At 40.6% G+C, this 24460-nt stretch carries 23 protein-coding genes; all 23 read right to left on the minus strand.

Going from position 1 to position 24460, the window contains the following annotated elements:
* Positions 1–246: 246 nt before the first annotated feature.
* The 23 genes from lysS to IE222_RS22020 all read right to left on the minus strand — a co-directional run bounded on the left by lysS (position 247) and on the right by IE222_RS22020 (position 24443).
* Positions 247–1731 carry a lysine--tRNA ligase gene (gene lysS / locus IE222_RS21910; RefSeq protein ID WP_240009794.1) on the minus strand — a complete coding sequence of 495 codons (1485 nt, stop codon included), beginning with the start codon at positions 1729–1731 and terminating at the stop codon, positions 247–249.
* Positions 1732–2072: 341 nt separating this feature from the next.
* Positions 2073–3074 carry a tRNA dihydrouridine synthase DusB gene (gene dusB, locus IE222_RS21915; protein WP_191276512.1) on the minus strand — a complete coding sequence of 334 codons (1002 nt, stop codon included), beginning with the start codon at positions 3072–3074 and terminating at the stop codon, positions 2073–2075.
* A 16-nt stretch (positions 3075–3090) separates the two neighbouring features.
* A complete protein-coding gene (locus IE222_RS21920; RefSeq protein ID WP_191276513.1) occupies positions 3091–3297 on the minus strand; it encodes a helix-turn-helix domain-containing protein in 207 nt (68 codons plus the stop codon).
* Positions 3249–3776 (minus strand): 2-amino-4-hydroxy-6-hydroxymethyldihydropteridine diphosphokinase, encoded by a 528-nt coding sequence (gene folK, locus IE222_RS21925; protein WP_191276514.1) that lies wholly within the window; start codon positions 3774–3776, stop codon positions 3249–3251. Before folK ends, IE222_RS21920 begins: the two co-directional genes overlap by 49 nt.
* 2 nt (positions 3777–3778) lie before the next feature.
* Positions 3779–4138, minus strand: coding sequence for a dihydroneopterin aldolase (folB, locus tag IE222_RS21930; RefSeq protein WP_191276515.1), 360 nt, complete (start codon positions 4136–4138; stop codon positions 3779–3781).
* On the minus strand, positions 4131–4973 hold the full coding sequence (folP, locus tag IE222_RS21935; RefSeq protein WP_191276516.1) for a dihydropteroate synthase: 843 nt from the start codon (positions 4971–4973) through the stop codon (positions 4131–4133). The genes folB and folP overlap by 8 nt, the downstream gene beginning before the upstream one ends.
* A 364-nt stretch (positions 4974–5337) precedes the next feature.
* A complete protein-coding gene (cysK, locus tag IE222_RS21940) occupies positions 5338–6267 on the minus strand; it encodes a cysteine synthase A (RefSeq protein ID WP_191276517.1) in 930 nt (309 codons plus the stop codon).
* 159 nt (positions 6268–6426) lie between these two features.
* The gene (gene hslO / locus IE222_RS21945; RefSeq protein WP_191276518.1) at positions 6427–7305 is read right to left on the minus strand and encodes an Hsp33 family molecular chaperone HslO; all 879 of its coding nucleotides are present in this window, start codon (positions 7303–7305) and stop codon (positions 6427–6429) included.
* 71 nt (positions 7306–7376) lie between these two features.
* On the minus strand, positions 7377–8156 hold the full coding sequence (locus IE222_RS21950) for a type III pantothenate kinase (protein ID WP_191276559.1): 780 nt from the start codon (positions 8154–8156) through the stop codon (positions 7377–7379).
* 108 nt (positions 8157–8264) lie between these two features.
* Positions 8265–10223 (minus strand): ATP-dependent zinc metalloprotease FtsH, encoded by a 1959-nt coding sequence (gene ftsH / locus IE222_RS21955; RefSeq protein WP_191276519.1) that lies wholly within the window; start codon positions 10221–10223, stop codon positions 8265–8267.
* A 131-nt stretch (positions 10224–10354) separates the two neighbouring features.
* A complete protein-coding gene (hpt, locus tag IE222_RS21960) occupies positions 10355–10900 on the minus strand; it encodes a hypoxanthine phosphoribosyltransferase (protein WP_240009795.1) in 546 nt (181 codons plus the stop codon).
* Between the two features lie 25 nt (positions 10901–10925).
* On the minus strand, positions 10926–12320 hold the full coding sequence (gene tilS / locus IE222_RS21965) for a tRNA lysidine(34) synthetase TilS (RefSeq protein ID WP_191276520.1): 1395 nt from the start codon (positions 12318–12320) through the stop codon (positions 10926–10928).
* Positions 12321–12474: 154 nt separating this feature from the next.
* Entirely contained in the window at positions 12475–13482 is a 1008-nt protein-coding gene (gene prkT / locus IE222_RS21970; protein ID WP_191276561.1) for a serine/threonine protein kinase PrkT, read from the minus strand.
* Positions 13451–14188, minus strand: a complete 738-nt coding sequence (locus tag IE222_RS21975; protein WP_191276521.1) for a vWA domain-containing protein — start codon at positions 14186–14188, stop codon at positions 13451–13453. The genes prkT and IE222_RS21975 overlap by 32 nt, the downstream gene beginning before the upstream one ends.
* A 94-nt stretch (positions 14189–14282) precedes the next feature.
* Entirely contained in the window at positions 14283–16757 is a 2475-nt protein-coding gene (gene spoIIE, locus IE222_RS21980) for a stage II sporulation protein E (protein WP_191276522.1), read from the minus strand.
* 299 nt (positions 16758–17056) lie between these two features.
* Positions 17057–17485 carry a S1 domain-containing RNA-binding protein gene (locus IE222_RS21985; RefSeq protein ID WP_191276523.1) on the minus strand — a complete coding sequence of 143 codons (429 nt, stop codon included), beginning with the start codon at positions 17483–17485 and terminating at the stop codon, positions 17057–17059.
* Positions 17486–17580: 95 nt separating this feature from the next.
* Positions 17581–17964: an FtsB family cell division protein gene (locus IE222_RS21990; protein WP_191276524.1), complete on the minus strand. Its 384-nt coding sequence runs from the start codon at positions 17962–17964 to the stop codon at positions 17581–17583.
* Between the two features lie 21 nt (positions 17965–17985).
* Positions 17986–18618: a spore cortex biosynthesis protein YabQ gene (yabQ, locus tag IE222_RS21995; protein WP_191276525.1), complete on the minus strand. Its 633-nt coding sequence runs from the start codon at positions 18616–18618 to the stop codon at positions 17986–17988.
* On the minus strand, positions 18615–18917 hold the full coding sequence (yabP, locus tag IE222_RS22000) for a sporulation protein YabP (RefSeq protein WP_191276526.1): 303 nt from the start codon (positions 18915–18917) through the stop codon (positions 18615–18617). Before yabP ends, yabQ begins: the two co-directional genes overlap by 4 nt.
* A gap of 74 nt (positions 18918–18991) precedes the next feature.
* Complete coding sequence (locus tag IE222_RS22005) at positions 18992–19270, minus strand: RNA-binding S4 domain-containing protein (RefSeq protein WP_191276527.1); 279 nt, start codon at positions 19268–19270, stop codon at positions 18992–18994.
* Positions 19271–19289: 19 nt separating this feature from the next.
* Positions 19290–20759: a bifunctional methyltransferase/pyrophosphohydrolase YabN gene (gene yabN, locus IE222_RS22010; RefSeq protein ID WP_191276528.1), complete on the minus strand. Its 1470-nt coding sequence runs from the start codon at positions 20757–20759 to the stop codon at positions 19290–19292.
* Positions 20753–22387 carry a putative polysaccharide biosynthesis protein gene (locus IE222_RS22015; RefSeq protein ID WP_223282852.1) on the minus strand — a complete coding sequence of 545 codons (1635 nt, stop codon included), beginning with the start codon at positions 22385–22387 and terminating at the stop codon, positions 20753–20755. The genes yabN and IE222_RS22015 overlap by 7 nt, the downstream gene beginning before the upstream one ends.
* Before the next feature lie 406 nt (positions 22388–22793).
* Positions 22794–24443 carry a helix-turn-helix domain-containing protein gene (locus IE222_RS22020; RefSeq protein WP_191276530.1) on the minus strand — a complete coding sequence of 550 codons (1650 nt, stop codon included), beginning with the start codon at positions 24441–24443 and terminating at the stop codon, positions 22794–22796.
* Positions 24444–24460 lie beyond the last annotated feature (17 nt).

The following is a 24460-nucleotide window of genomic DNA, read 5'->3' on the forward strand; positions in this document are numbered from 1 at the left end:
TAGTTTTCAAAGAACAATCGCTCAAAGGCGACTTTTTAATATTACCAAGTTATCAACTGAAAGTCAATAACTTTTTTTCTTCTTTTTTCAGAAAAAACGTTGTCTCGCAACAACAGATATAAATATACCACCATTAAAAACATTGTGCAATAGTTTTTTAAGGATAATATTAAAGTTGAAATTTTCTAATACCCTGCATTCCAGACCAAATAAAAAGCACCGCAAGTGCGGCGCTTTTTATTTCTATTAACGATGGCGCATTAACGGGAATAATAATACATCACGAATAGAAGGGGAATTTGTTAGCAGCATGACTAAACGGTCTACTCCAATTCCTAATCCACCCGTTGGCGGCATTCCATATTCTAATGCCTCAACAAAGTCGTCGTCCATCTCATGAGCCTCGTCATTACCCTGCTCACGTTCCTTTAACTGCGCTTCAAAGCGCTCGCGCTGATCAATCGGATCATTAAGCTCTGTAAAGGCATTGGCATGCTCACGTCCGACAATAAACAATTCAAAACGATCAGTGAAGCGTGGATCCTCTTCATTTTTCTTGGCAAGAGGCGAGATTTCTACAGGATGCCCATAGATAAAAGTAGGCTGGATTAACTTTTCCTCTACCTTTTGCTCAAAGAATTCATTCACAATATGACCATAAAGCATATTATTGTTAATTTCTACTCCATGTTCATTTGCTAATGCCCGGGCTTCTTCAACAGTCATCTCTTTCCAGAAGTCAGCACCTGTATATTCCTTAATTGCATCTACCATATGGAGTCTTTTCCATTCAGGCTTAAGGTTTACTTCGTATTCACCATATGGAACCGTCGTTGTTCCATGTACCTCTTGTGCAATATGGGCAATCAAGTTTTCTGTAAGACTCATAATATCCTGATAGTCTGCATATGCCTCATAAAGCTCGATCATCGTAAATTCAGGATTATGACGGGTAGATACACCTTCATTCCTGAAAACACGGCCAATTTCATACACTTTTTCAAGTCCGCCAACAATTAATCGTTTTAAATGAAGCTCAATCGCAATACGCATATACAATTCCATATCAAGTGCATTGTGATGCGTAATAAACGGACGAGCCGCTGCTCCGCCGGCGATGGCATGCATCATAGGCGTTTCAACTTCTAAGTAACCATGATCGTCCAGGTAACGGCGCATGGATTGGATAATCTTGCTGCGGGTAATAAATGTTTCTTTGCTTTCTTGACTCATGATTAAATCTAAATAACGCTGACGATATCGCTGCTCTACATCCTTTAGACCGTGGAACTTATCTGGCAGGGGTCTTAGTGCTTTTGTTAAAAACACAAAGCTTTCTACCTTTACGGATAACTCTCCCACTTTTGTTTTAAATAAGGAACCGCGAACACCCACAATATCCCCTAAATCTGCAGAATCAAAGATTTTATACTGCTCTTCACCAACTGCATCCTGTCTTACATATATCTGAATTTGGCCCGTCAAATCCTGAATATGAGCAAATCCCGCTTTCCCTTTGCCACGTTTTGTCATAATTCTGCCGGCAAGAGACACAGCTATATTCTTCGCTTCAAGATCTTCCTTTTCGATTTCTCCATATTGTTCAATCAGATCCTGACTGCTATGTGTCCGATCAAACCGTTTGCCAAATGGGTCAATTCCGTTGTCGCGCATTTCAGCCATTTTTTCACGTCTGACGATTAATTGGTCATTTAATTCTTCCTGACTCACAACTATCCACTCCATTACTCTAATTATCCCGATTCAACGGGCAGTAAGACTCCCGCTTTAAAGTTAAGTAAAGCGGGAAGCTTTTGCGGGAGATTAACTGCCCGTAAAAGCCCGATTGGTTCAACTAACACTCAGCGGNNCCGCTGAGTGTTAGTTGAACCTTATGTAAAACGCTAGTAAAAACACGTACTATCATTTTCATACATACACTTCTATTATTTTACACAAACTTTGGTTTTCAGACATCAAAAATATCTTACCTAAATAAAAACTGCCAGTTATCCCACTGGCAGCTTCATGTAAATACAATAATTATAGAAAAAGAGCCTTTCGATGTCAACTTATCCCACAATCGCCTGTTCTTGTTCCATCGCTTCTACTTCTAAAACTAAATCATTTAAAAGTCCAGCTAATTGATCACGAGTATCGCATTCGTTAATTGCGTTACGCACCCTTGCATTGCCGCGAACCCCTTTTAAATACCATGCGGCATGCTTGCGCATCTCACGGACAGCAATATGTTCATTTTTAAGGGCGATTAAGCGGTCTAAATGAAGCAGACATACATCGATCTTTTCGCGTACAGATGGCTCCCCCAACAGCTTGCCCGTTTCTAAGTACTGAACCGTACGGTAAATCATCCATGGGTCTCCCAGGGCAGCTCGGCCGATCATAACGCCATCAACACCCGTTTCATCAAGCATTCTCTTTGCATCCTGTGGTGTTTGAACATCACCATTGCCAATGACTGGGATGTTTACTGATCTTTTTACTTCACGAATTATATCCCAGTTCGCCTTTCCTTCATACATTTGGACACGCGTTCGTCCGTGGAGAGCAACCGCTTTTCCGCCTGCGCGCTCTACTGCCTGGGCATTCTCAACGGCATAAATATGGTCCTCATCCCAGCCCATCCGCATTTTTACAGTAACAGGCTTTTCTACCGCATCAACAACTACAGACACCATTTCATAGATTTTGTTTGGGTCCAAAAGCCATTTAGCTCCTGCATCACATTTGGTGATTTTCGGAACAGGACAGCCCATATTGATATCGATAATATCAGCATTTGTATTTTGGTCCACAAATTTCGCCGCTTCTACAAGCGTTTTTTTCTCACCGCCAAAGATTTGGAGGCTTAATGGTTTTTCGCGTTCATCAATGTAAAGCATATTCATCGTCTTCTCGTTTTTAAAAACAATCCCTTTATCACTAACCATTTCAGCACAAACGAGGCCTGCGCCGAACTCTTTCACTGTTAATCGGAACGCAGAGTTGCAGACACCAGCCATCGGCGCCAAAACAACAGGATTCTTCATTTCAATATCACCAATTTTTAACATGTTCTACCCCCTTTATTTAATCTTTAGGCATTAAGTCATCTATACTTATTTGTAAGCTGTGAGTTATTCTTTCAAGTAACTCCTCTGCAGGCAGGCGATTTCCTCGTTCAATCTCTCCTAAAATGGAAACTGATACACCCAGCTCTTTTGAAAAGCCTTCCTGTGTGTAACCCTTTAGCTTTCGATATGCTCGAATACGTCTTCCCCATTTATCCGCTTCCATAATCGGACTCCTTCTCTATCAGGTAGTTCATCTAAAAATGCTTCAAGAGGTTTATCCGTTCCTAAAAACTTAATCTCAGGTTTCATTTCTAAAAGTGGAGCTAATACAAACGCACGTTCCAGCATCCGTGGATGTGGAACAACCAGTTTCGCATGATTAATATTTTCTTGATTATACGTTAGTATGTCAAGGTCAATTGTTCGCGGGCCCCATCTAATTTCCCGCTTTCTTCCAAGTTCTAATTCTATTTTTAAACATCGATCTAATAACGCAAAAGCGTCTAAAGCTGTTTTGACCTCAATTACCATATTTAAAAATAAATCCTGTGCTTCATAACCTACAGGATCCGTTTCATAAATAGAGGAGGTATTTACCAGCTTTATATCTGCTGTACTAGTCAATCTTTTAATCGCCAGCGTCATAGTATCATAACGATTGCCGATATTTGAACCTAGAGCAATAATGGCTGTATTTTCCACTTCTATCTACCCCTTATTATTTCTACTGCGACGGATTGATAATGACCAGGGATTGGAGGGTCCGGTTTAATCACCTTAACCATTACCTCTTTAACAAGAGGAAAATCTGTTAAGATACTGGCAGCAATTTTCTCTGCAACCGCCTCCACTAATTTATACGGTGTACCTTCAACGATTTCTTTACATACCCGATATAACTCCCCGTAATCTACAGAGTATTCCAATTCATCCGTTTCTCCTGCTTTTTTCAAATCAACAGAAATGACTAAATCGACGGAAAAACGCTGTCCCAGAACCGTTTCCTCAGGAAAAACTCCATGGTAGCCATAAAACTCCATCTTATTAACATAGATTTTATCCACGGACCTCACCCTTCCCCATCATTGCATCCATCATTTTTGCCATTCTGCTTATTTCTTTGACATCGTGAACCCGAATAATTCTGCATCCTTTTTGAATTCCGTAACAATTTGCCGCACCTGTACCTTCCATTCTCTCATCAACAGGGAGATCTAGTGCCTCTCCAATCATTCTTTTTCGCGATGCTGCTAATAATACAGGGTATCCAAGCATCACCAGCTTGTCCAAATTCCGCATCATCAGAATATTCTCGTGATAGTCTTTTGCAAAGCCAATCCCAGGGTCAAGTATGATTTTATCGTCCTTGACACCCGCCTTTTTGACCATCATGATGCTTTCAAATAAGTCATTGATCACATCCCTGACAAAATTCTGATAATCCTGCTCATGGCGATTATGCATAAGAATGATTGGGACATCATACTCCGCTGCCACAGAAGCCATTTGGTCATCTGCCTTTGCACCCCAAATGTCATTAATGATATGAGCCCCAGCCTCAATCGCCCTCTTTGCGACTTCTGCTTTATAAGTATCGATGGAAATTGGAACATCAACATGTTTGTTCAGTGCTTCAATCACTGGAACAACACGCTTTACTTCATCTTCCACCGAAATAACTGTATGCCCAGGACGTGTAGACTCTCCACCAACATCAATAATATCCGCCCCATTTGCGACCATTTCTTTTGCGTGTTCTATCGCACGCTCAATTTCATTAAATTTACCGCCATCCGAAAAGGAATCTGGTGTGACATTCAAGATCCCCATTACGTAAGTTTTTTTGGTGAAATCTAACGTATATGGGCCGCATTGAATTCTATCCGCTGATGCATTCATCCCTAATTCCCCCAAACCATGATAAAATTTCTTCTTTAATAATACATGAATTCTATAACAGAATCGAAATTTTCTACAAGAAAAGCGCAAGCGCCCTGTTCAGCGGCGTATGGCCTCCTCGAAAAAGCTAACGCTTTTTCTTCGTGAGATGCCTATGCTGCCGAAGCTTTCCTTGTGGAGCTTTCCAACTGGGATAAAGGAAACACGATGAGCCGTAGGCGAATCGATGTTGACTTATATTAGGGCGGAGAGCGAAGGACACTAGCCGCTAGGGCACTGGAGCTAAACAATTCAAAAAGTTGAAAGTTTATACTTTCTTCTTATAAAAAAAGAAGCCGGCAAGTGCCGGCGCCTTTATCATCTATTATTCCGCATCATACTGATATAGCGCAGTACTTAAATAGCGTTCTCCGTTATCCGGGATAATAGCTAGTACCTTCCTGCCTTTACCAAGTTCCTTCGCAACTTTTAATGCTGCATGAATCGCTGCACCAGAGGAAATACCGCCTAAAATTCCTTCTTCTCTGGCCGCGCGCCGGGAAGCTTCGAAGGCCTCTTCTGTACCTACTTGAATAACTTCATCGTAAATCTCAGTGTTTAAGGTGTCAGGCACGAAACCGGCGCCAAGTCCCTGAAGCTTGTGCGGACCTGGTTTTCCACCTGAAAGAACGGCAGAATCCTGCGGTTCAACAGCTACAATTTTTACATTCGGGAATTTTTCGCGAAGAACACTGCCTGCACCAGAAATGGTTCCTCCAGTACCGATTCCGGAAACAAAAGCATCCAGCTGGTCCATTTGTTCTGAGATTTCCACACCGGTTGTTCTTTTGTGCACCTCTGGATTTGCTTCGTTCTTAAATTGCTGCGGCATAAAGTAGCCGTTTTCCTCTACCAATGCTTCCGCCTTTGCAATAGCCCCTTTCATTCCTTCTGGGCCTGGAGTTAACACAAGCTCTGCACCGTAAGCGCGAAGCAGGTTTCGTCTTTCTAAGCTCATGGTTTCAGGCATGACGAACACCGCTTTGTAGCCTTTTGCTGCTGCTACCATAGCAAGCCCGATTCCAGTATTACCGCTGGTTGGCTCAACAATTGTATCGACGCCTGGTTTGATTAAGCCTTTAGCCTCTGCCGCTTCAATCATTGCTAAGGCAATACGATCTTTCACGCTGCTGCCTGGGTTAAAATATTCCAGCTTTAAATAAACCTCTGCACTATTTTCATCTGCTAAACGATTTAACTTAACAATTGGAGTATGACCAATTAATTCAGCAACTGAATTTGCAACACGTACCATATAACAGCACCCCTATTCCGAGTATTTTTATTGGTTTTATATACTTATAATTTACCAATTTTATACTGACTTTGTCAATCAATTTAAATTAGAATTTTTATACTTTCAAAAAAAGAAAACACAGGTATTTCCTGTGCTTTGTTAAGAAAATCAGCAGTTTTATTTCGCTTCCTGCTGTAGCTTCTCAAGCTCTTCTTTTGAAAAAAGATATTTTTCATTGCAGAAATGGCAGTGGGCCTCAGCCTGCCCGTCTTCTTCAATCATTGCCTGTATTTCTGCCTTGCCTAAACCAACAATAGCATCAGCAAAACGCTGCATGGAGCAGGTGCATTGGAATTTAACCGGCATGGTCTCAATGATTTTGACCTGATCTTCGCCAAGCAATTCATATAAAAGTTCTTCCGGAGTTAGTCCCTGTTCAATTAAAGTTGAAATAGGAGAAATGGTTTTTAATCGTTCCTCCACTTTTGTAATAACATCATCATTCGCTCCAGGCATAATTTGCAAAATAAAACCGCCTGCTGCCAAAATTGTATCATCAGGGTTCACCAACACCCCGACACCAACAGATGATGGTGTCTGCTCTGAAGTTGCAAAATAATAAGTGAAATCCTCCCCTAATTCTCCCGAAACAAGCGGAACCTGTCCGGAAAAGAAGTCACGAAGCCCAATATCTTTTACAACTGCCAGCATCCCGTCTGTTCCGACTGCGCGGCGGACATCAAGCTTCCCATGTTCATTTGATTCAAAATCGACTTCTGGATTGCTCACATAGCCGCGTACCTCACCTTTCCCATTACTATCCACTAGAATAGGCCCAAGCGGTCCGCCGCCATCTATTTTAATGGTCAGCTTTTCATTCCCTTTCAGCATCGCCCCCATCATAACCCCTGCGGTCATCGCACGGCCAAGTGCCGCTGAAGCTGTCCGCCATGTATGATGACGGCGCTGTGCTTCGCTTACAGTTTGAGTCGTTCGGACAGCATATGCTCTAATGCCGCCATGGTAGGCCAGCGCCTTTACCAAATAATCACTCATTTAATCCAACTCACTTTCTTGCTTATCACACTCAAAAATTTTTACAGCAAGTAACGCTTCTAGTCCGCTTACTACTCTTTAGGATTCCCCATGTTTCGTTTATAGATAAGCTGTAAACCCTTCAATGTTAAAAATGGGTCAACAACATCAATGATTGTTGTTTCCATAGCAATTAACGGAGCAAGACCTCCTGTCGCAATAACAGTTGGCTTCTTATTTCCTTGGTCCATCATCCGTTTAACAATACCTTCTACTTGACCTACATATCCATATACTATGCCAGCCTGCATCGCCGCAACTGTGTTTTTGCCAATAACTCCTTCTGGGCGGGTAATTTCAATCCGCGGAAGCTTTGCGGCTTTAGAGTATAGAGCTTCTGTCGAAATGCCAATTCCCGGCGCAATCGCACCGCCCATATATTGACGATCCTCATTAACGTAACAATAAGTTGTTGCCGTACCAAAATCAACGATAATTAATGGACTGCCATAATCGTGGATTGCTGCTACCGCATTCACAATCCGGTCTGCACCAACCTCTCTTGGATTTTCATACTTAATATTAAGTCCCGTTTTAATCCCTGGTCCAACGACTAATGGCTTAATATGGAAGTACTTTTGACACATTCTTTCCAAAGCAAGCATAATCGGTGGTACTACCGAGGAAATAATAATTCCATCAATGTCTGAAAAAGAAAGTCCTGCATGCTCAAACAACGCCTTTATATTCATGGCAAACTCATCTTCTGTCCGATTCCGGCTTGTTTCAATCCGCCAATGGTATTTAAGCTCATCACCTTTATAAACGCCAAGCACTGTATTGGTATTCCCAACGTCAAAAACGAAAATCAACTCTATCACTCACTTTTAAAGGAATTTTCTATTTTTACATGAAAACATAATACCATAATTTAATTTGGATGAAAAAAAAGAGCGCTTCATACGAAGCACTCAATTTAATTATTTGTAATCAATTTCATCCGGAGGAGTATCTAAAAATGATTTTTCATCTTTAGGTTCGTCGTCCTTCTTTTTGTTAATGTTAACTTTCACATCATCTAATTTTTTGGGTCCAATTTTAACTTCCCCAAGTTCTTCTGGATTTTCTGGCAAATAACCGTTATCTACTAAATACCTAATTTGCTCAGCATTCAGCGTTTCTACTTCAAGAAGTGTTTTAGCAATTAAATCAAGCTTATCACGGTTTTCGGTAAGAATCTTTTTACATCTTTCATAAGATTCTTTGATAATCCGTTGAATTTCAAGGTCAATTTCATATGCAATCGCATCAGAGTAGTTTTGCTCATTGTGAAGGTCACGACCTAAGAATACTTGACCGCCTGATTGCTGGCCAAACTGCAATGGACCGAGCTTATCGCTCATTCCAAATTCAGTCACCATACGACGGGCAATGCCAGTTGCACGCTGGAAGTCGTTGTGCGCACCCGTACTTACTTCACCAAAAACAATTTCTTCTGCTACACGACCGCCGAGGAGACCGACGATTTTATCAAGTAATTCCGGCTTCGTCATAAAGTAACGGTCTTCCCTAGGAAGCATTACCGCATAACCGCCAGCCTGACCACGCGGAACAATGGTTACCTTATGAACCATATCGGCTTCATCGAGGATTAAACCGATAACCGTATGACCGCCTTCATGGAAAGCCACAATTCGGCGTTCTTTCTCGGAAATGACACGGCTCTTTTTCGCAGGGCCGGCAATGACACGGTCGGTTGCTTCATCAATATCGACCATTTCAATCTTCTTTTTATTCTGCCTAGCGGCCACAAGGGCTGCTTCGTTTAAAAGGTTTTCTAAATCCGCTCCAGAAAAGCCTGGTGTACGCATTGCAATATTTTTTAAATTCACGGACTCATCTAATGGCTTATTGCGGGCATGTACGCGAAGTACCGCCTCACGGCCATTAACATCCGGACGATCCACTGTGATTTGACGGTCAAAACGTCCAGGACGAAGTAATGCAGGGTCCAAGATATCAGGACGGTTAGTCGCCGCAACAATAATGATTCCTTCATTTGCGCCGAAGCCATCCATTTCAACTAACAATTGGTTCAACGTCTGTTCGCGCTCATCGTGGCCGCCGCCTAGACCGGCGCCGCGCTGACGTCCTACGGCATCAATTTCATCGATAAAAATAATACAAGGAGCGTTTTTCTTAGCATTTTCAAATAAATCACGAACACGGGATGCACCGACCCCAACAAACATTTCTACGAAATCAGAACCGCTGATGGAGAAGAACGGAACGCCGGCTTCACCAGCAACAGCACGTGCAAGCAAGGTTTTACCAGTCCCTGGAGGTCCTACAAGAAGCACCCCTTTCGGAATCCTTGCTCCAAGTTCTGAGAATTTACGCGGGTCTTTTAAAAATTCAACTACTTCGACCAGTTCTGCTTTTTCTTCATCTGCACCAGCGACATCTCTAAAACGAACCTTTTTCTTATCATCGTTGTACAGCTTCGCCTTTGATTTACCAAAGTTCATAACACGGCTGCCGCCGCCTTGAGCTTGGTTTAATAAAAAGAAGAATAAAATAAAGATAATCACAAACGGAATAATCGAAGTAAAGAAGGTTACCCAGCCGCTTGTTTCTTTCGCTGGCATCACTTCTACCTTTGAGTCAGCCTTGTCAATCCGGTCGAGGATTTTCTCGCTGTTTGGTATATAGGTGATAAATTTCTTATCCCCTGCCTCAAGCTCCCCGCGGACTTCAAAAACACCCCGCTCAGGCTGCATGGAAAATGATTTTACTTCACCATTTTCTAATTGTGCAACAAATTTATCATAGGAAATATGATCTGTTGGCTCGTTGCTTCCATTAAAGAAGCTTACAACGCCAATAATGACTAAAAATATCAATAAATAAAAGATGGTGTTACGGAAAATCCGATTCATCTCTTACCTCCTCCCGCGTTAGAACAGACTATATAAAATAGTATCATAGAAAATCTTACAAATTCAAGAAATTACACTTGCTGATGAACGCCTGAAAATTGGATATTTAACGGTATTTCATGAGATTTCTTTTAATCATTATTGCTATACACTGCAGGTTTTAATACCCCAATATATGGAAGGTTTCGGTATTTCTCCCCATAATCCAATCCATACCCGACAACAAATTCATCCGGAACATCAAAACAAACATAATCGGCCTTAATGTTCGCTTTCCTTCCAGCCGGTTTATCTAGCAATGTCACAATTTTGATCGATTTTGCCTTTCTGTACTTAAATAAATCGACTAAATAGCTTAAGGTAAGACCGCTGTCAATAATGTCTTCAATAATTAAAATGTCTCTGCCTTCAACAGACGTATCTAAATCCTTGATAATTTTAACTTCTCCTGAAGATACCATCGCATTGCCATAGCTGGATACATCCATGAAATCCATTTCCAAATAGCAGTCCATTCGCTTTAACAAATCAGACATAAATGGCATAGCGCCTTTTAATACACCGATTGCAAGCGGAAAGCGTTCATGATATTCTTCTGTTAATTGCGCTGCTAGCTCCTTAACTTTTAATTGAATCTCTTCTTCAGTCACTAACACTTTTTCAATGTCTTGTTTCATTATACATGTGCCCCCTAGAAGCTGTTTACTTTTCATAAGTGAGTTGTATATATTGTTTTGTTGTTTGATTACTGCCTTCAAATGAAGATTTCTTTAATCCTGGAAGCCAAATAATACAATTATCGCCGTTTGTTACTACAGGCCATGTATTTCGATTTTGAAGCGGGATCTTGTGATCAATAAAAATGTCCTTTAATTTTTTCGACCCCTGCATCCCTTTTAAGGTCATTCGATCGCCTGTTTCTCTAGTACGAATGATAATTGGCCATTGCATAGTGTCCGCCGCAAACACGGCTGTATCGGGACTATTCCAAAAATCCTCCTCCTGGTTAACCAGACGAAGTTCCATTTGACAGCCATTCGGCAATTTCACTTTTCCTGGCCCATTCATGACGAAATAATACGGTTCTGATTCTGTTTTATCTTCATGAATAACAAAAGACAAATCCCCATATGACCTAAGAACCTTTAAACCGCTGGGAAAGTCCAATCTTCCTGACGGCTTGCCATAATGGATTAAACGTAAAACCTGATCAGTATGTAATGCAGATAGAGCAGATGGATTTTCTTTGTAAAGATAGTTTAATATTAGTTGAATCCCTCTCCTTTGTAAAGGTAAAGGCATTTTTGAAAACTGCCCGATATCAACTGTCATTTCACACTCTTTTCTTTTTTTCAATACTTTATTCAATTCTTGGACAGTTAATTCCTGCAGAAACAACTCATCCGTTTGTAATTCCTCGCTAAATCGTTGAAAATGCTCATGAACCTGCGGATTTTCCGTCTTTAAAAAAGGGAGCACCTGCTGCCGGAATCGATTTCGGCTGTATATATTTTTATTATTACTTGGATCAAGCCTTGGTGTAAGCTGGTGCCTCCTGCAATAATCCTCAATTTCAGCTTTAGTCACACATAAAAAGGGACGGACAATAGTACCTGATTGAAAGGGACGTGTAAAGGGAATTCCTGTTCTTGCCATCCCTGTGCTCCCCCTTGTCAGCCGCATAAGAATCGTCTCAATTTGATCATCACCATGGTGTGCTAAAGCTAAGTGTGAGCAATTGTATTTCTCCATTATCTTTAAATAAAACTCATACCGAACTTCTCGAGCTGCAACCTGCGAACTCATCCCAGTTGTCTCCATAACGTGGGGGACGTTTATCTGCGCCATTTCAAAGGGAATCCTGTTTTGTTCACAGAAGTGCTTCACAAACATCGCATCTTCATATGACTCTTCTCCTCTGAACATATGATCAATATGGGCCGTAACAAGGAAAAGACCCCTTTTTTCACTCTCATTATGCAAATAGTGGAGAAGTGCTAATGAATCAGGTCCTCCTGAGACGCCAACAACCATTCTCTTGTGATCAAGCTTGAACGAGTGATGATCAAGAAAACACCCAACTTTTGTTTCTAACATCGAAAAAACACTCTTCTCTGATATAAGATACCTCTAGTTTACTACTTGCCTTCCCCCTGTTACAAAATATAGGGTTCCCAACCATAGACAAAACTCTCTTTTAAAAATTTCTATAGCTTTTTATACGATTATTTAATAAAGAAGTTTCATTTGATTATTGAAGTTTTAAAAAAATATATAAAGCATATAAAAAGGCTACAACCAATGCGATCGTGAAAAATTCCATCCAGCCGCGCTTTTTCTTACTCTTTCGATAGCGCTGCCTTGTCAGCGGCTGAGATTGATGAGCATTCTGCACTTTCTTAGAGTTAGTCTTGGTACCAGTGGTGTTTCCTTTTGTATGGACTGCCCCTTTGTCGTCGCTCATACAATCCAACAAGTCTGATCTCATTTGCCCGGCACTACTATAATACCCTTGAAGTGCTTTTATGATGACCGATTCATACTGCTGCAATTCCGGGCGGGCCCGTATGGCCTCTTTTAGCTGGGCAATTCCACTGGTAGTTTTATTAAATCGTTTTGGGTAGGCAGAATTAATCATGATCATCGCCACCGCAAACAGATCATATGATGCCTCCGCTTTTCTTGAGCCGAGCCCCCAATAGCCCCGGTCATAAAACTCCGTAAACTCTTTAATGGCCCGCCCTTGAATTGTCGTTCCTCCAACATCAATACATCTTATTTTTGGGGGCGGCCCGGAAATGATTAAATTTTCCGGCTTTAAGTCACCAAAGACCCAGCCATTTTCGTGAAGTCTCGCTAAATCATTTAAAAGCTGCAGAAATAAAACCGGCATCCATGCCTTCCCTTTTTGCTGTAAAAAGGAAAGCAGGTCAGGGCCGTGAATATATTCCATCACATAAAAGGACAAGGGACCTCGGCTTGTTTGCCAGTCATCCACATCAAGCAAAGAAGGTCCAAGGGATCCTGACCCCTGGACCTTTGCAAAGGATTTCAACACATTTACCTCAGAGGTGATCGTCATACCGTTGTCGCTGATTTTTAATGCGACCTGCCTATCATTATGTCTAGCAAGGTAGACCACTCCGTTTGCGCCAAACCCCAGCTCCTTCATAATCATATATTTATTTGAATGCCATTTACCTGTAATTCTTGTCCCGGGATTAACTTTACACTGACTCTTCAAAGTATGATTCATCATCATTTGAAAGCAGGCTCCTTAATGAACGTTTTTCCTCAAATGAGGTTAGAGCCGCCCGTAACGCCGGCCCTGTAGGGGTAATTCCTCCTGTAGACAGCTGGGAAAAGATGCTGGTCAAACTTTGCAGCTTAGGTGTCCAATCAAGCAATTTTTCGACATTATTCTTTTTCCCGGGAAATACAAAAACAGAGAAGTGATTATTTCCAGTTCTTGCTGTCAGGCTTAGGGAAAGGTCTAACAGTGCTTCTTTGACTGTTTCTAGCTTATGCTTCATACTTGCGCTTGTATCGACAAGAATCAACACCTCTAAATCGACAGTTTCTCCTAACTCATCAACAACCTCCATAACTTCTCCGCGTTTTTCTGGCGGGAGGTCTTCCATTGTCTGAGAACGACCTAAGATTTGCTGCAGTTCGCGGTTCACGACACCTTGAATGGTTTGGTTCATTGCTTTCCTTGTGACCATCTGCACGGTTTGCGAAAGCTGTTTGGCGTAGACAATTTGGCTAACCCCTCCTCCTGAAAGGGCAATGCCTTCAATTTCTGTCATTCCCTTTTCATCAATAACATCATGCTCCATAACACCAATCACATTAACCGTAATGCCCTGCTCCTTGGCAAGTGCTGCCATGGCAATCGGGTCTTCACCTTGATTGGAACAGCCATCTGTGATCAACAGAATTTGGCGGATTTTCCCTGTATACATAAACCTTCTCCCTCCACAACGTGTATTGGTACCATTTTCGACGTTGTCAGAGAGTTTTATACATATAATAATAAGTACTGGATAAACTAGTCAGTTACGCCTGACGCTTTAGTTTTGGGACAGGGATAGAAGCCCATTTCGGGGTGTTATGCCTAATTTTAGCCACAGCAACTGTCATATCATCATCAATCATATCGGACCTGGAGCGAATGACCTCCTCTAAAATTAGATCAGCCACTTCTTGAGGGTCGTCTGTTTCTAGCTCTAAAAGCTTACGTTTCATCCATAGATCATAATTTTCCACGTGCTTCGGTCCCTCAAACACGCCATCACTCATCATAATTAATAAATCGCCTGCTTTCAGCTGCTCGCTGACAACATCAACTTCGAACTCCTGAAGAATTCCCATTGGCAAATTGCTGGCTTGAATCTTAATAATTTTTTGCCCCCGCTTGATAAAGCTCGGAGTTGAGCCAATTTTCAGGAATTTTGCCGCAGCATTTTTTAAATCAATCATCGCAAGGTCAAGTGTAGAGAATATTTCATCTGTTGTCCTGAGCGATAGGATTGAATTAACGGATTTAATAGCCACCTTTTCTTCAATTCCTGATTGCAGGATTTTTTGCAGAAGCTCGAGCGTTTCCTTACTTTCATAATGAGCGCGCTCGCCATTTCCCATGCCATCGCTGATTGCGAGTGCAATTTTGCCAAGCCCTAATTCAATTGTCGAGTAACTGTCACCAGAAATCAGGCCGCCATCCTTTGCCGCGTGGGCAAAGCCTGTTTCGACAGTAAAGGCTTTAGATGACCTAAAGTTAGTATGGCAGAAACCGCCAGAGTGGCTGGCACATTCCTCCCTTTTCACAACAATCGATTCACCAAGAATATCAGTCAGCATCGGAGCAATTAACTTTTCACATTCCCCATGACCGTGGCAAAACGGCACGGCCATTTCAATATCAATATTTCCCGGTTCCAGGCTATAGATCTCCACCTGTTCGATATGAATCCCAAACCCTTGAATCGCCTCCATAATTTGTTCTTCCTGCTTATAATAGTTTTCTCTTTCCCGCTGAATTTCTTTTGAAAAGTTTTCCATTACCTCGGAAACACCTAATAATTGTTCAGCAACCAATTTTCGGCTTTCCTGAACTTTTTTCTTTAGTTTTTTACTGGCTTGGAAAAAGGTTAGCTCCTGCCCAATCGTTTCATATACTTTTTTCGGACGGGAACAAATCTTTTCCCATTCCCTAGACACCCGAAGTGAAATATTTCCGTCATTTTGGTCCATTTCATGAATAACATGTTCCATTGCCGCATAGGTAGTACTAAAGTTCCTTGCCCAGCACTGCTCCTTTTTAAAACAGCTTTGACATGATTTTGCTGTTACATTGCTCATAAAATAATCCAATTCTCTTTCACTTTCTTCTTCCTCTGAAATAAGGTCCATTTGTGAAAAGCTTTTTGACAAGGCATCAAAGACACTGGAAAACTGCGACACCCGCTGTGCCGTCACATCTCGCATTTTTCGCATATACTTCTGCTGCTCAGCTGTATATTCGGGTGTACCGGGAATATATTTTGCCAATCTTGACGTTAAGCCTCGCGGTGTTAAAAGAAATAACACAATGGCAGCACCGGTTTCCATCAGCATCAGCTTTAATGAACCGCCGCCTTCTCCATACATGCCGATTAAAAGGGTAGCAACTAATAAACCAAAGGAAACGCCAATTTTTTTCCCTTCTTTTAATAATCCTCCTAGTACACCTGAAAAGGCTAATAAACTCATATGATAGAAACTTGATACACTCGCAAGCGTAAAAATCAGCCCGGTCACAACCCCTACTGTTGAACCCACTGTCGCTCCGGCAATGAACGAAAAGACCATCACTAAGTAGCGCGCCATAATATGTTCAATTGACATGTCATAGAGCTTCCAGCCAATCGTTCCCGTCATGATGGAAGCAAGCATAATAATTAAGCAGACAATTTCTTCTGTTTTTAATAATTGCCGCCGTTTATATAAAGTTAATAACGGGATACTCTGTAAAAAAATCAGCGTTAAAATAAATGCAAGGCATGCTTGTACACCGATCATCATTCCATCATATATCGTTAATTGAGTGGATAAGATAAAGGACTCAGCTAATTTTCCAAGCCCCAGGATACCAGCAGCATAAAAAGGAAGAGCCTTCATTTCATTTACAAGCCATTTTTGACTAATTCGAAAGATGATCAAAAATAAAACGGTGATGATGAAGGTAAAGGCGGCGTTTGCCAACGAAAGCGTAGCTGCACCGGCAATTAGTCCGATAAGAGCAAGCGGTGCCCGGTCCTTTTTGATTAAATAAACAGATGCAAAAAAAGGCAGACTAAAGGGGGTCAGCTTTGCTAGAATTAAAGCGCGCCCAAGCAAAAAGCCAACAATTAACAGAAGGAAGCCTTTTCTTATAAAAAAGGATTCTACCGCTAATTGAAATTTCCTCATTATGTTCTGAAAATCCAATTTTGCTGGATGGAGGTTTACTTCTCCGACCGGTTCTACTATTCCTCGTTCTACCTTTTCCATGGAACCACTCCCTTACTATTTTCTAGTTGTCCTCTATTATAAGTTTGCTAGATTTAAAAGTTTGTCAAATCAGTGAACCAGATTCCATAATTCGTTCGACTGTTTCTACTAAATTCATCCAAATAATCACTTCTAACACGATTTAGATGTCGTTATTTAGAGTATTTTATAAATGGATATCAGGAGCCATGTGAATAATTTCACATGGCTCCTGACACCTTTTTACACAAAACAAAAAGACAAGTCACAAGTGACCTGTCTTATAAATTCTGCTGTATTTGATAAAAGTTAGCAGCAAGTTAGCCTCGTCTAGCCCCTCTTCCGCCGCGCTTAGACTCTGTATTTCGCTTTAAGGAAGAGAGACGATCCTCACTGTCCTTTAAAAAGCGCGCCATTTTTGATTCAAATGTTTCTGTTCTGTTGCCACCGCGATCGTTTGCTTTACCTTGACGAGGACGTTGCGAGTGGGAATGCCTTCTTTCAGGCTCTGGTCTATCCTTTGCCTTTTTAATGGATAACCCAATTTTTCCATCCTTTTCAACATTAAGGACTTTTACCTCAACTTGGTCACCAACTTTTAAGTGTTCGTTGATGTCTTTTACATAATTGTCAGCAACCTCACTGATGTGTACAAGACCTGTTGATCCATCCGGCAGCTCCACAAACGCTCCGAAATTCGTAATCCCTGTTACCTTTCCCTGTAACTTGCTGCCTACTTCGATTGACATAAAAAAAATGTTCCTCCTTAAAAAATTAAAAAATCATACTTACTTTATATTATACAGAAAGGAAAAATTAAGTGTCAATATAACTATAGATTGGTTCATTTTCCCTTATCTCCATCCGGAATATTAAAGATAATTTCGTTCTTCTTTGAAAAAAAGTATTCTTTCCTTGCCAGCTTGGCAATATACTCCTTATCATTAAGTTTCACGATTTCTTCCTTCAATACTTTTTCCTGCTTTTTTAACTCAGAAAACTCCTGATTTAGTTTCTTCTGTTGTGCCGCACTAGCTTCTAACTTCGTGGATTGGGTCATAAGACTGGAAATCATGAAATAAGAAATGATACATGCGAGAACAAAAAACAATGAAAGCCGTCTAATTAACAGCTTTCTTTTCCTAGCTGAGGCAATTTCTGCATACTCCTGCTGCTTCACATAGGTTGTCTGTATTTTAGATACATTTTTTTGTCTTTCCGAACCCATCTTTTGTACCCTTACCCTTTCTTACTCTTTTCTCTTTTTCCACTTATTCAGCCACTTAGTAAAGAAATTCGTTATTTTCTTGAAATTTCCTGCTATTCTATTATATAACTTCTCGACTGATTTTTTAAGACCTTTCGGCAAAAGTCTCCAAAATATCCATAAGATCTTTTTTACTATCCCGAGAATGATATTTAAAATAAATTGTAAAACCTTTAATATAAGCTTGACAAGAGTCCAAAGCCCCCTGCCAAGTGCCACAAAAATGACTGTAATAAGTTGAACTAAACCTACTATCGGTTTGAAAATCAGCAGGTGGAGGGTTTTTTTGATAAATCGATAAATGGAAATAACCGTTTGAATCAGAAATTCCAGCAAACGGAGATACATACCCTTTAACAAACTTTGATAAGCAGCAAATCCGCATAAGAGGGCAAGGAAAATATAAAACCTGATTTCCCCTTTATTGACAAGAAATAATGTATAAAAAATGATTAAAGCTTGGATCACCCAAAATAATATATCATTTAAAAATACAATCCATTGCTTCCTCTTTGGGCGCTTTAAAAAGCGCTGATACGTATCAAACATGGCGCCAAATAACGACCCCATGCCGATCATCGAAAGCATTGTAACAAATTGCGTGGAGAGTGTCATCGGAATAACTTGCTAAAGAATCCCTTAGCTTTCTCCCCATGTTGCTCATCTAGATAAACCAAGTCATAAATTTTCCCTTTAATCGAAACAATTCCTTTTTCGACATCTAAATTCTTCATTTGCAAATTTTGCCCTTTAATTGCTAAAAAGCCCATTACGGTTTCCAATAAAAACTCTTCATTATCAAAGCTCTCTACCTGTTTAACACCTGTAATATCTAAAAGCTTTCTTCCCCTCATAATCACATCATGGTCCGGAATACTGCCTTTAGATGTGCTCGGTTCATAATATTGGCTCATTTTTCATCCCTCACAATCATTTGTACAACCATTCTGTACATTTTTATGTGAAAAATGAAAAATTAGAACTTGGATTACTCGCTTAGGTTGTCTACAGAACTAATCCTCTCTTCATTTAAAACCGTATACATGTCAGCCGCTTCATCTTTACGGGTTGTTTCCTGAATCCGCTCAATTCTTACAGTTACTTTTCGCTGACCAAGCCTTAATGTCAATTCATCGCCAACCTTAACCGTTGAACTGGCCTTAGCCTCTTTACCATTAATCTCAATTCTACCTTGGTCGGACACTTCTTTGGCCAATGTCCTGCGTTTGATTAATCTTGATACTTTTAAAAACTTATCCAATCGCATTCCCGTACAGCTCCTTCATCTACAATCCTTTTCCCTTAGCTTCATCCCAATATCCGTCAAGCTCCTCAAGAGTAAACTCTTCAAATGTTTTACCGCTTTCCTTTACCCGATTTTCAATGTAGTGAAACCTGCGGATAAACTTCTCGTTTGTTTCAAATAACGCTTCTTCGGGATGAATCTTTAAAAATCTGGCGACATTCACAAAAGCAAACAATAAATCCCCAAATTCCATTTTTGCCCGGGTGAAGCTTTCCACTGTTCCATCAAGCTCAGCGGTAAATTCTTCGAGCTCCTCTTTCACTTTCTCCAAAGCAGGGGTAATTTCCTTCCAATCAAAACCAACTTTTGCTGCTTTTTTCTGAAGTTCGTAGGCACGCAGTAAATTAGGAAGAGACATGGATATCCCTTCAAGGATAGATTCAGGTTTTTCTTCTCCCTTTTCCTGCTCTTTTATCTGCTGCCAATTTGCCACGACTTCCTCCGCATTCGCGGCTGAACTAGTTCCAAATACATGTGGATGTCTGCGAATCATTTTAGCGGACAATCCTTCAATTACATCATCAATTGAAAAATACCCATCATCTGCACCAATCTGGGCATGGAGCATGACCTGAAGCAGGACATCCCCAAGCTCTTCGATTAAATGATCAACATCGCCCTCATTAATTGCCTCAATTACTTCATATGTCTCTTCAATCAAGTATTTCTTCAACGATTCATGCGTTTGCTCCTTATCCCATGGACAGCCTTCTGGACCCCTTAAATCAGCAATAATGTCACGCAATTTCGTGAAGTTCTTCCAGAGAATCTGGTCGTCCGTTACGGGCGGGACATAAACAGATGTAAGGTTATTGATGGACACATTGCGATCTAATTCGTATAGCGCTACATTGGTTAGGACTTCATCCTGGCTGCCTGCGGCTGTCACAATCACAACCTCATAATCATCCGGCAATTTTTCCATTAACGTTAACTTTACATTGGAGGCTGTAAATTGATCGTATACTTGGCTAATAATCATATGCTGGTCAATTTGCAGCTGATTGGAATGAAGTGAAGTTCCGTCAAGCAGCTGGAAACCTTCAATTGGGTCAATTTTTAAGGAAGCAAACAAGGCATCAATAAAGCTTTGCCCGCCGCCAATCACTATTTCCACTTCACACTTAGGACCGTTCTCCAGCAGCAGCTGCACTGTCTGCTCTGCTACAAGCGGGTGACCTGGAACGGCGTAGACAATGTCGTCTGTCTGCGCTTTCTCTAGTAAAATTTGAACAATTTCTTGATAGACTTCTTCAAACTGCTCGTGATTTTCATAAACCGGATCAAAGGAAGTGTAGACCATTCCCTCCTTTTCCAATTCCACGACAACAGGATGTTCCTTTGTCCGTAAATACAGATGTTTAGCTTGTACTAATTTACGATAAACGCCTAGCGGCAGCTGATAGATATCTCCTGCCCCAAGACCAACGATTTCAATAGTTTTTACCATTGTTTTCTCTTTTCCTTTCTTGACATCAGGTGGATTAGCTTACTGCCAAACGGAAATAAGACAAGCTCATTCGCCGTGAATACCTTTCCCCTAATGATAATCAACAAATAAATGATGCCGCCGCAAAAAACCGCGCTTAATGCTTGGATAGCAGCGCCAGTACGTCCTATTTCTATTCCTCCAGTAACGTAAGCAACCCCTTTTAACAAGACTACCATCACCGTCGCTGCCGCTGTCACCTTCGTTAAAAGACGAAGCGGTAAAAGCGGTGCCTCCATCATTTTTTGCAGCTTTAGTAAAAGAACCATCCCCAGCATTGCCAGCACTATAAGTGAAGAAAGCGCCGCACCCATTGTCCCCATAAACGGGACAAAAACCATATTCAACATATATTTGACAGGAAACACACAGACAACTGTGATTGCCGGAAAGACGAAACTTCCCAATCCCTGCATAACAGCTATCACTGTTAAAATAATCGATGTAAACAAAATCACAAAACCAAGTGCGCCCAAAATATCTGAGCCTAAATCGTTTTCGAACAACATAATGTTAGCAGGCCTGATGATGGCCCATAAGCCAAAAGAAGCGCCAGTACCGACGACGATGCTTACCTTTATCGCCAGCTTTATTTTCTCATGCAAGCCTATTGCATTTGCAGTTAATCTTTCCCTTGTAATCAGAGGGACAATCGCGAGTGACATCGATGTAGCCGCCACAGTCCCTAATTGAATTAACGGCTGGCCCCGGTCAAATATGCCCTTTAAACTTTTTGCAGCGTTTTCTTCTGTCCCGCTTGCAGTCAATAAGGAATACAGATTTAAAGAATCGGCTAATTGAATAAAGATTAGCAGCATGCCGCTAAGACAGACCATTAGTCCCTGAAGGATAAGGGCTTTTAAAATCGGCTTGGCTTCAATAAGGCAGCTGAAAAGCCCTTTTTCTTTAGGGATGACTCCTTTCCATTCTTTACGAATCCATAAAAACATAAACAAGATGATCCCGGAAATAATACTTCCCGTTATAGAGCCAAACATAGCCCCGCCACCGACAAGATACAAGGAGAAGCCCTTTTCAACAAACAGAAAGGATAAACTGAGAATCGTTACAATTCGAACTGTCTGCTCCCCTACCTGTGATAAAGCGGTCGGCACCATATTGCCAATCCCCTGAAAATAGCCTCTCAGCACAGATACGATGGGAAAGGTTAAAAAGACGATAGAAACTACCTTTATTAGAATCGTCAGTTTACTGTCATTCATCCATAAGGCAATCTTGTCTGATCCAACATATAAAATGAGAAAACAAATAATGCCAAACAACTGCAAAAAAATAAAGGAAATAAACAAAAGGAAGCGTGATGTTTCTCCATTTCCCCTTTTCAGCTCTTCTGTATAAAGCTTTGAAATCACTACTGGAAAACCGGTAGTTGAAAGCACAACTGCAATTCCGTAAAACGGATACACTTGTTGGTATATGTAAAAACCGATATCACCGACAATATTTTGAAAGGGAATGCGATAAATGGCGCTCAAAATTTTTGTAATTAAAGCCGCCAGGGTTAAAATAACGGCCCCTTTAAATACTGCCTGTGATGACTGAACGGGCTTCATTGATTCACCTGCCATTTTTAAACTTCAAAGTAGTATTATAGCACAGTTAAAGGGATCTTTTGTCCAATAAAAAAGGTAGCTGCAGCTCCTCAGATTGTCGAGAAAGGGTATTTTTCTCGGCAATTTTTTGTTTTGTCAGACCTAAAATACGGATTTTATAATAAGATTGCCCATGCTAACGGGACCTGTTGATTTCCGCTCTGTGCACTCGCTTTCCGCGGGGAGGTCCTGGAGCGGAAATCAACTGACCTATTGAAAAGCATATATATTAATATTATTATAGCAAATTAACGCGGTGAATTGTTAAAGAATTAATATAAATTAAAAGGCCATCGAAAGTTTTTCGACAGCCCGAGGCAGCTGCTGCTGCCTATTATTATTGGTTATAACTTCTAGAAATTATGGAGTGACATAAGATTTTTCAACTAGACAATAAACTATCAGACACATTCGTTACCAGCAATGAATTTCGAAATTCACTTGGGGTCATTCCTGTATTGGATTTAAAGACCCTGCTAAAATAGCGTGATGTGCTGTATCCTACCTCAGAAGCGACTTGATAAATTGTACAATTTAAATCCATTAATAATAGCTTTGCTTTATCAATACGTAAATTGGTAAGGTATTCAATAAAGGAAGAGCCTGTTGTCTTTTTAAATATATTGCTAAAGTAATTCGGACTTAAATGCACTTCATTAGCCACACTTTCCAATGTTATCTCTTCTCGAAAATGATTATTAATGTAAGTGAGAGCTTGCTGCACAGACTTTAGCATTTTTTCATTATGGTTATTGAGAACCTGCTCCAAGAAAAGATGAACAACCTCTTGGAACCAGTCACAAATTTGTTCTACATTTTCAAGATTAAGTAATTCCTTTGCATATTGGAATTGAATGGTAAAGACTTCTCTGTATTGTGCCCCGCCATTTATGGCAGCACGCGATAAGGATGAAAGTAAATCAAGTGTTTGCAGCTTAAATAGACGTGGACTAATATTTTTCTGAGCAGAAAAGATTCCCGTGACCGTAAATAAACTATTCTTAACCCCGTCACAGTCCCCAACAGCCAATTGATTGGCAATAACGGCCATTTCGTTTATTTCAAGGAGGTCAATTTTATTTGAGCTCGGTTCTACATCAACAATATGAATGACCGAATGATTCCCTGTGAAAAACTTTTTAGCTAATGCCCGTAATGCCTCTTCATAAGAAAGATGGAAATTTCGGGCATCCTCATAATAGTTCCCAATCCCTATTGTAATAGATAGACCTGTTTTTTCTTTTATAAAGCGTTGTAACCCCTTCGCATGAGAAATGGCTGCAGCTTTATAATTCTCCATATTGCTCTGCAGCTGCAAAGCCAATAGCAGGACCACTTTTTCCGGTCCGTTATTGATGGTCATCATTTCCTCAGCTTGATTTAGCTCGAAATACTGTTGGATGGATTCAATAAGCTGATCTCGAATCGACTGTCCCCAAAGCTTACTTTTATTTTTCATTTGCCTATGGTAATCATCAATACAGGCAATCATACATGTATTGGGTATAACTGATAATCCCGCATAATGACTACGATCCCATATTTGCTTAGAATGCTTTACATTTCCAAAAACTAAATCATAAGCTAAACTCATTTTCACATCATTTTTAAGCTGATCATTACTTCCAAAGCTTTTTATTAAATCTCGATCTTGATGATTGGCTTTTATTTTTAGAAGTTCGAGAAACGTTCTGTACAGTTCCTTTTCACCAACCATCTTTTCGATACAATCAAATACCCCGCCTTTAAAAAATCGCCTTACCTCTTCTATACGAAAATGTCGTTTTACCATGATTGCATATTGCAATTGATTCTCTTTTATTTTTTCCAATAGTGTCGTTTGATCTTCTTCTGTTTCATGATCCACATCAAAGACAATGATCGAATCTTTACAATCCAGTTTGAATAACAGTTCAGGATTAGCAGGACTTACCTTTTCAATCAAAAATGGAGATCTCAGCAAATCATTTACATTCTTCGTCTGTTCTAGAAAAACCTGATCTTCAGAAACAAAAAGAATTTTTTTCCTCATTTTCTCACACCTCTTCT

The organism is Neobacillus kokaensis, assembly GCF_014656545.1.
Taxonomy (GTDB): Bacteria; Bacillota; Bacilli; order Bacillales; family Cytobacillaceae; genus Neobacillus; species Neobacillus kokaensis.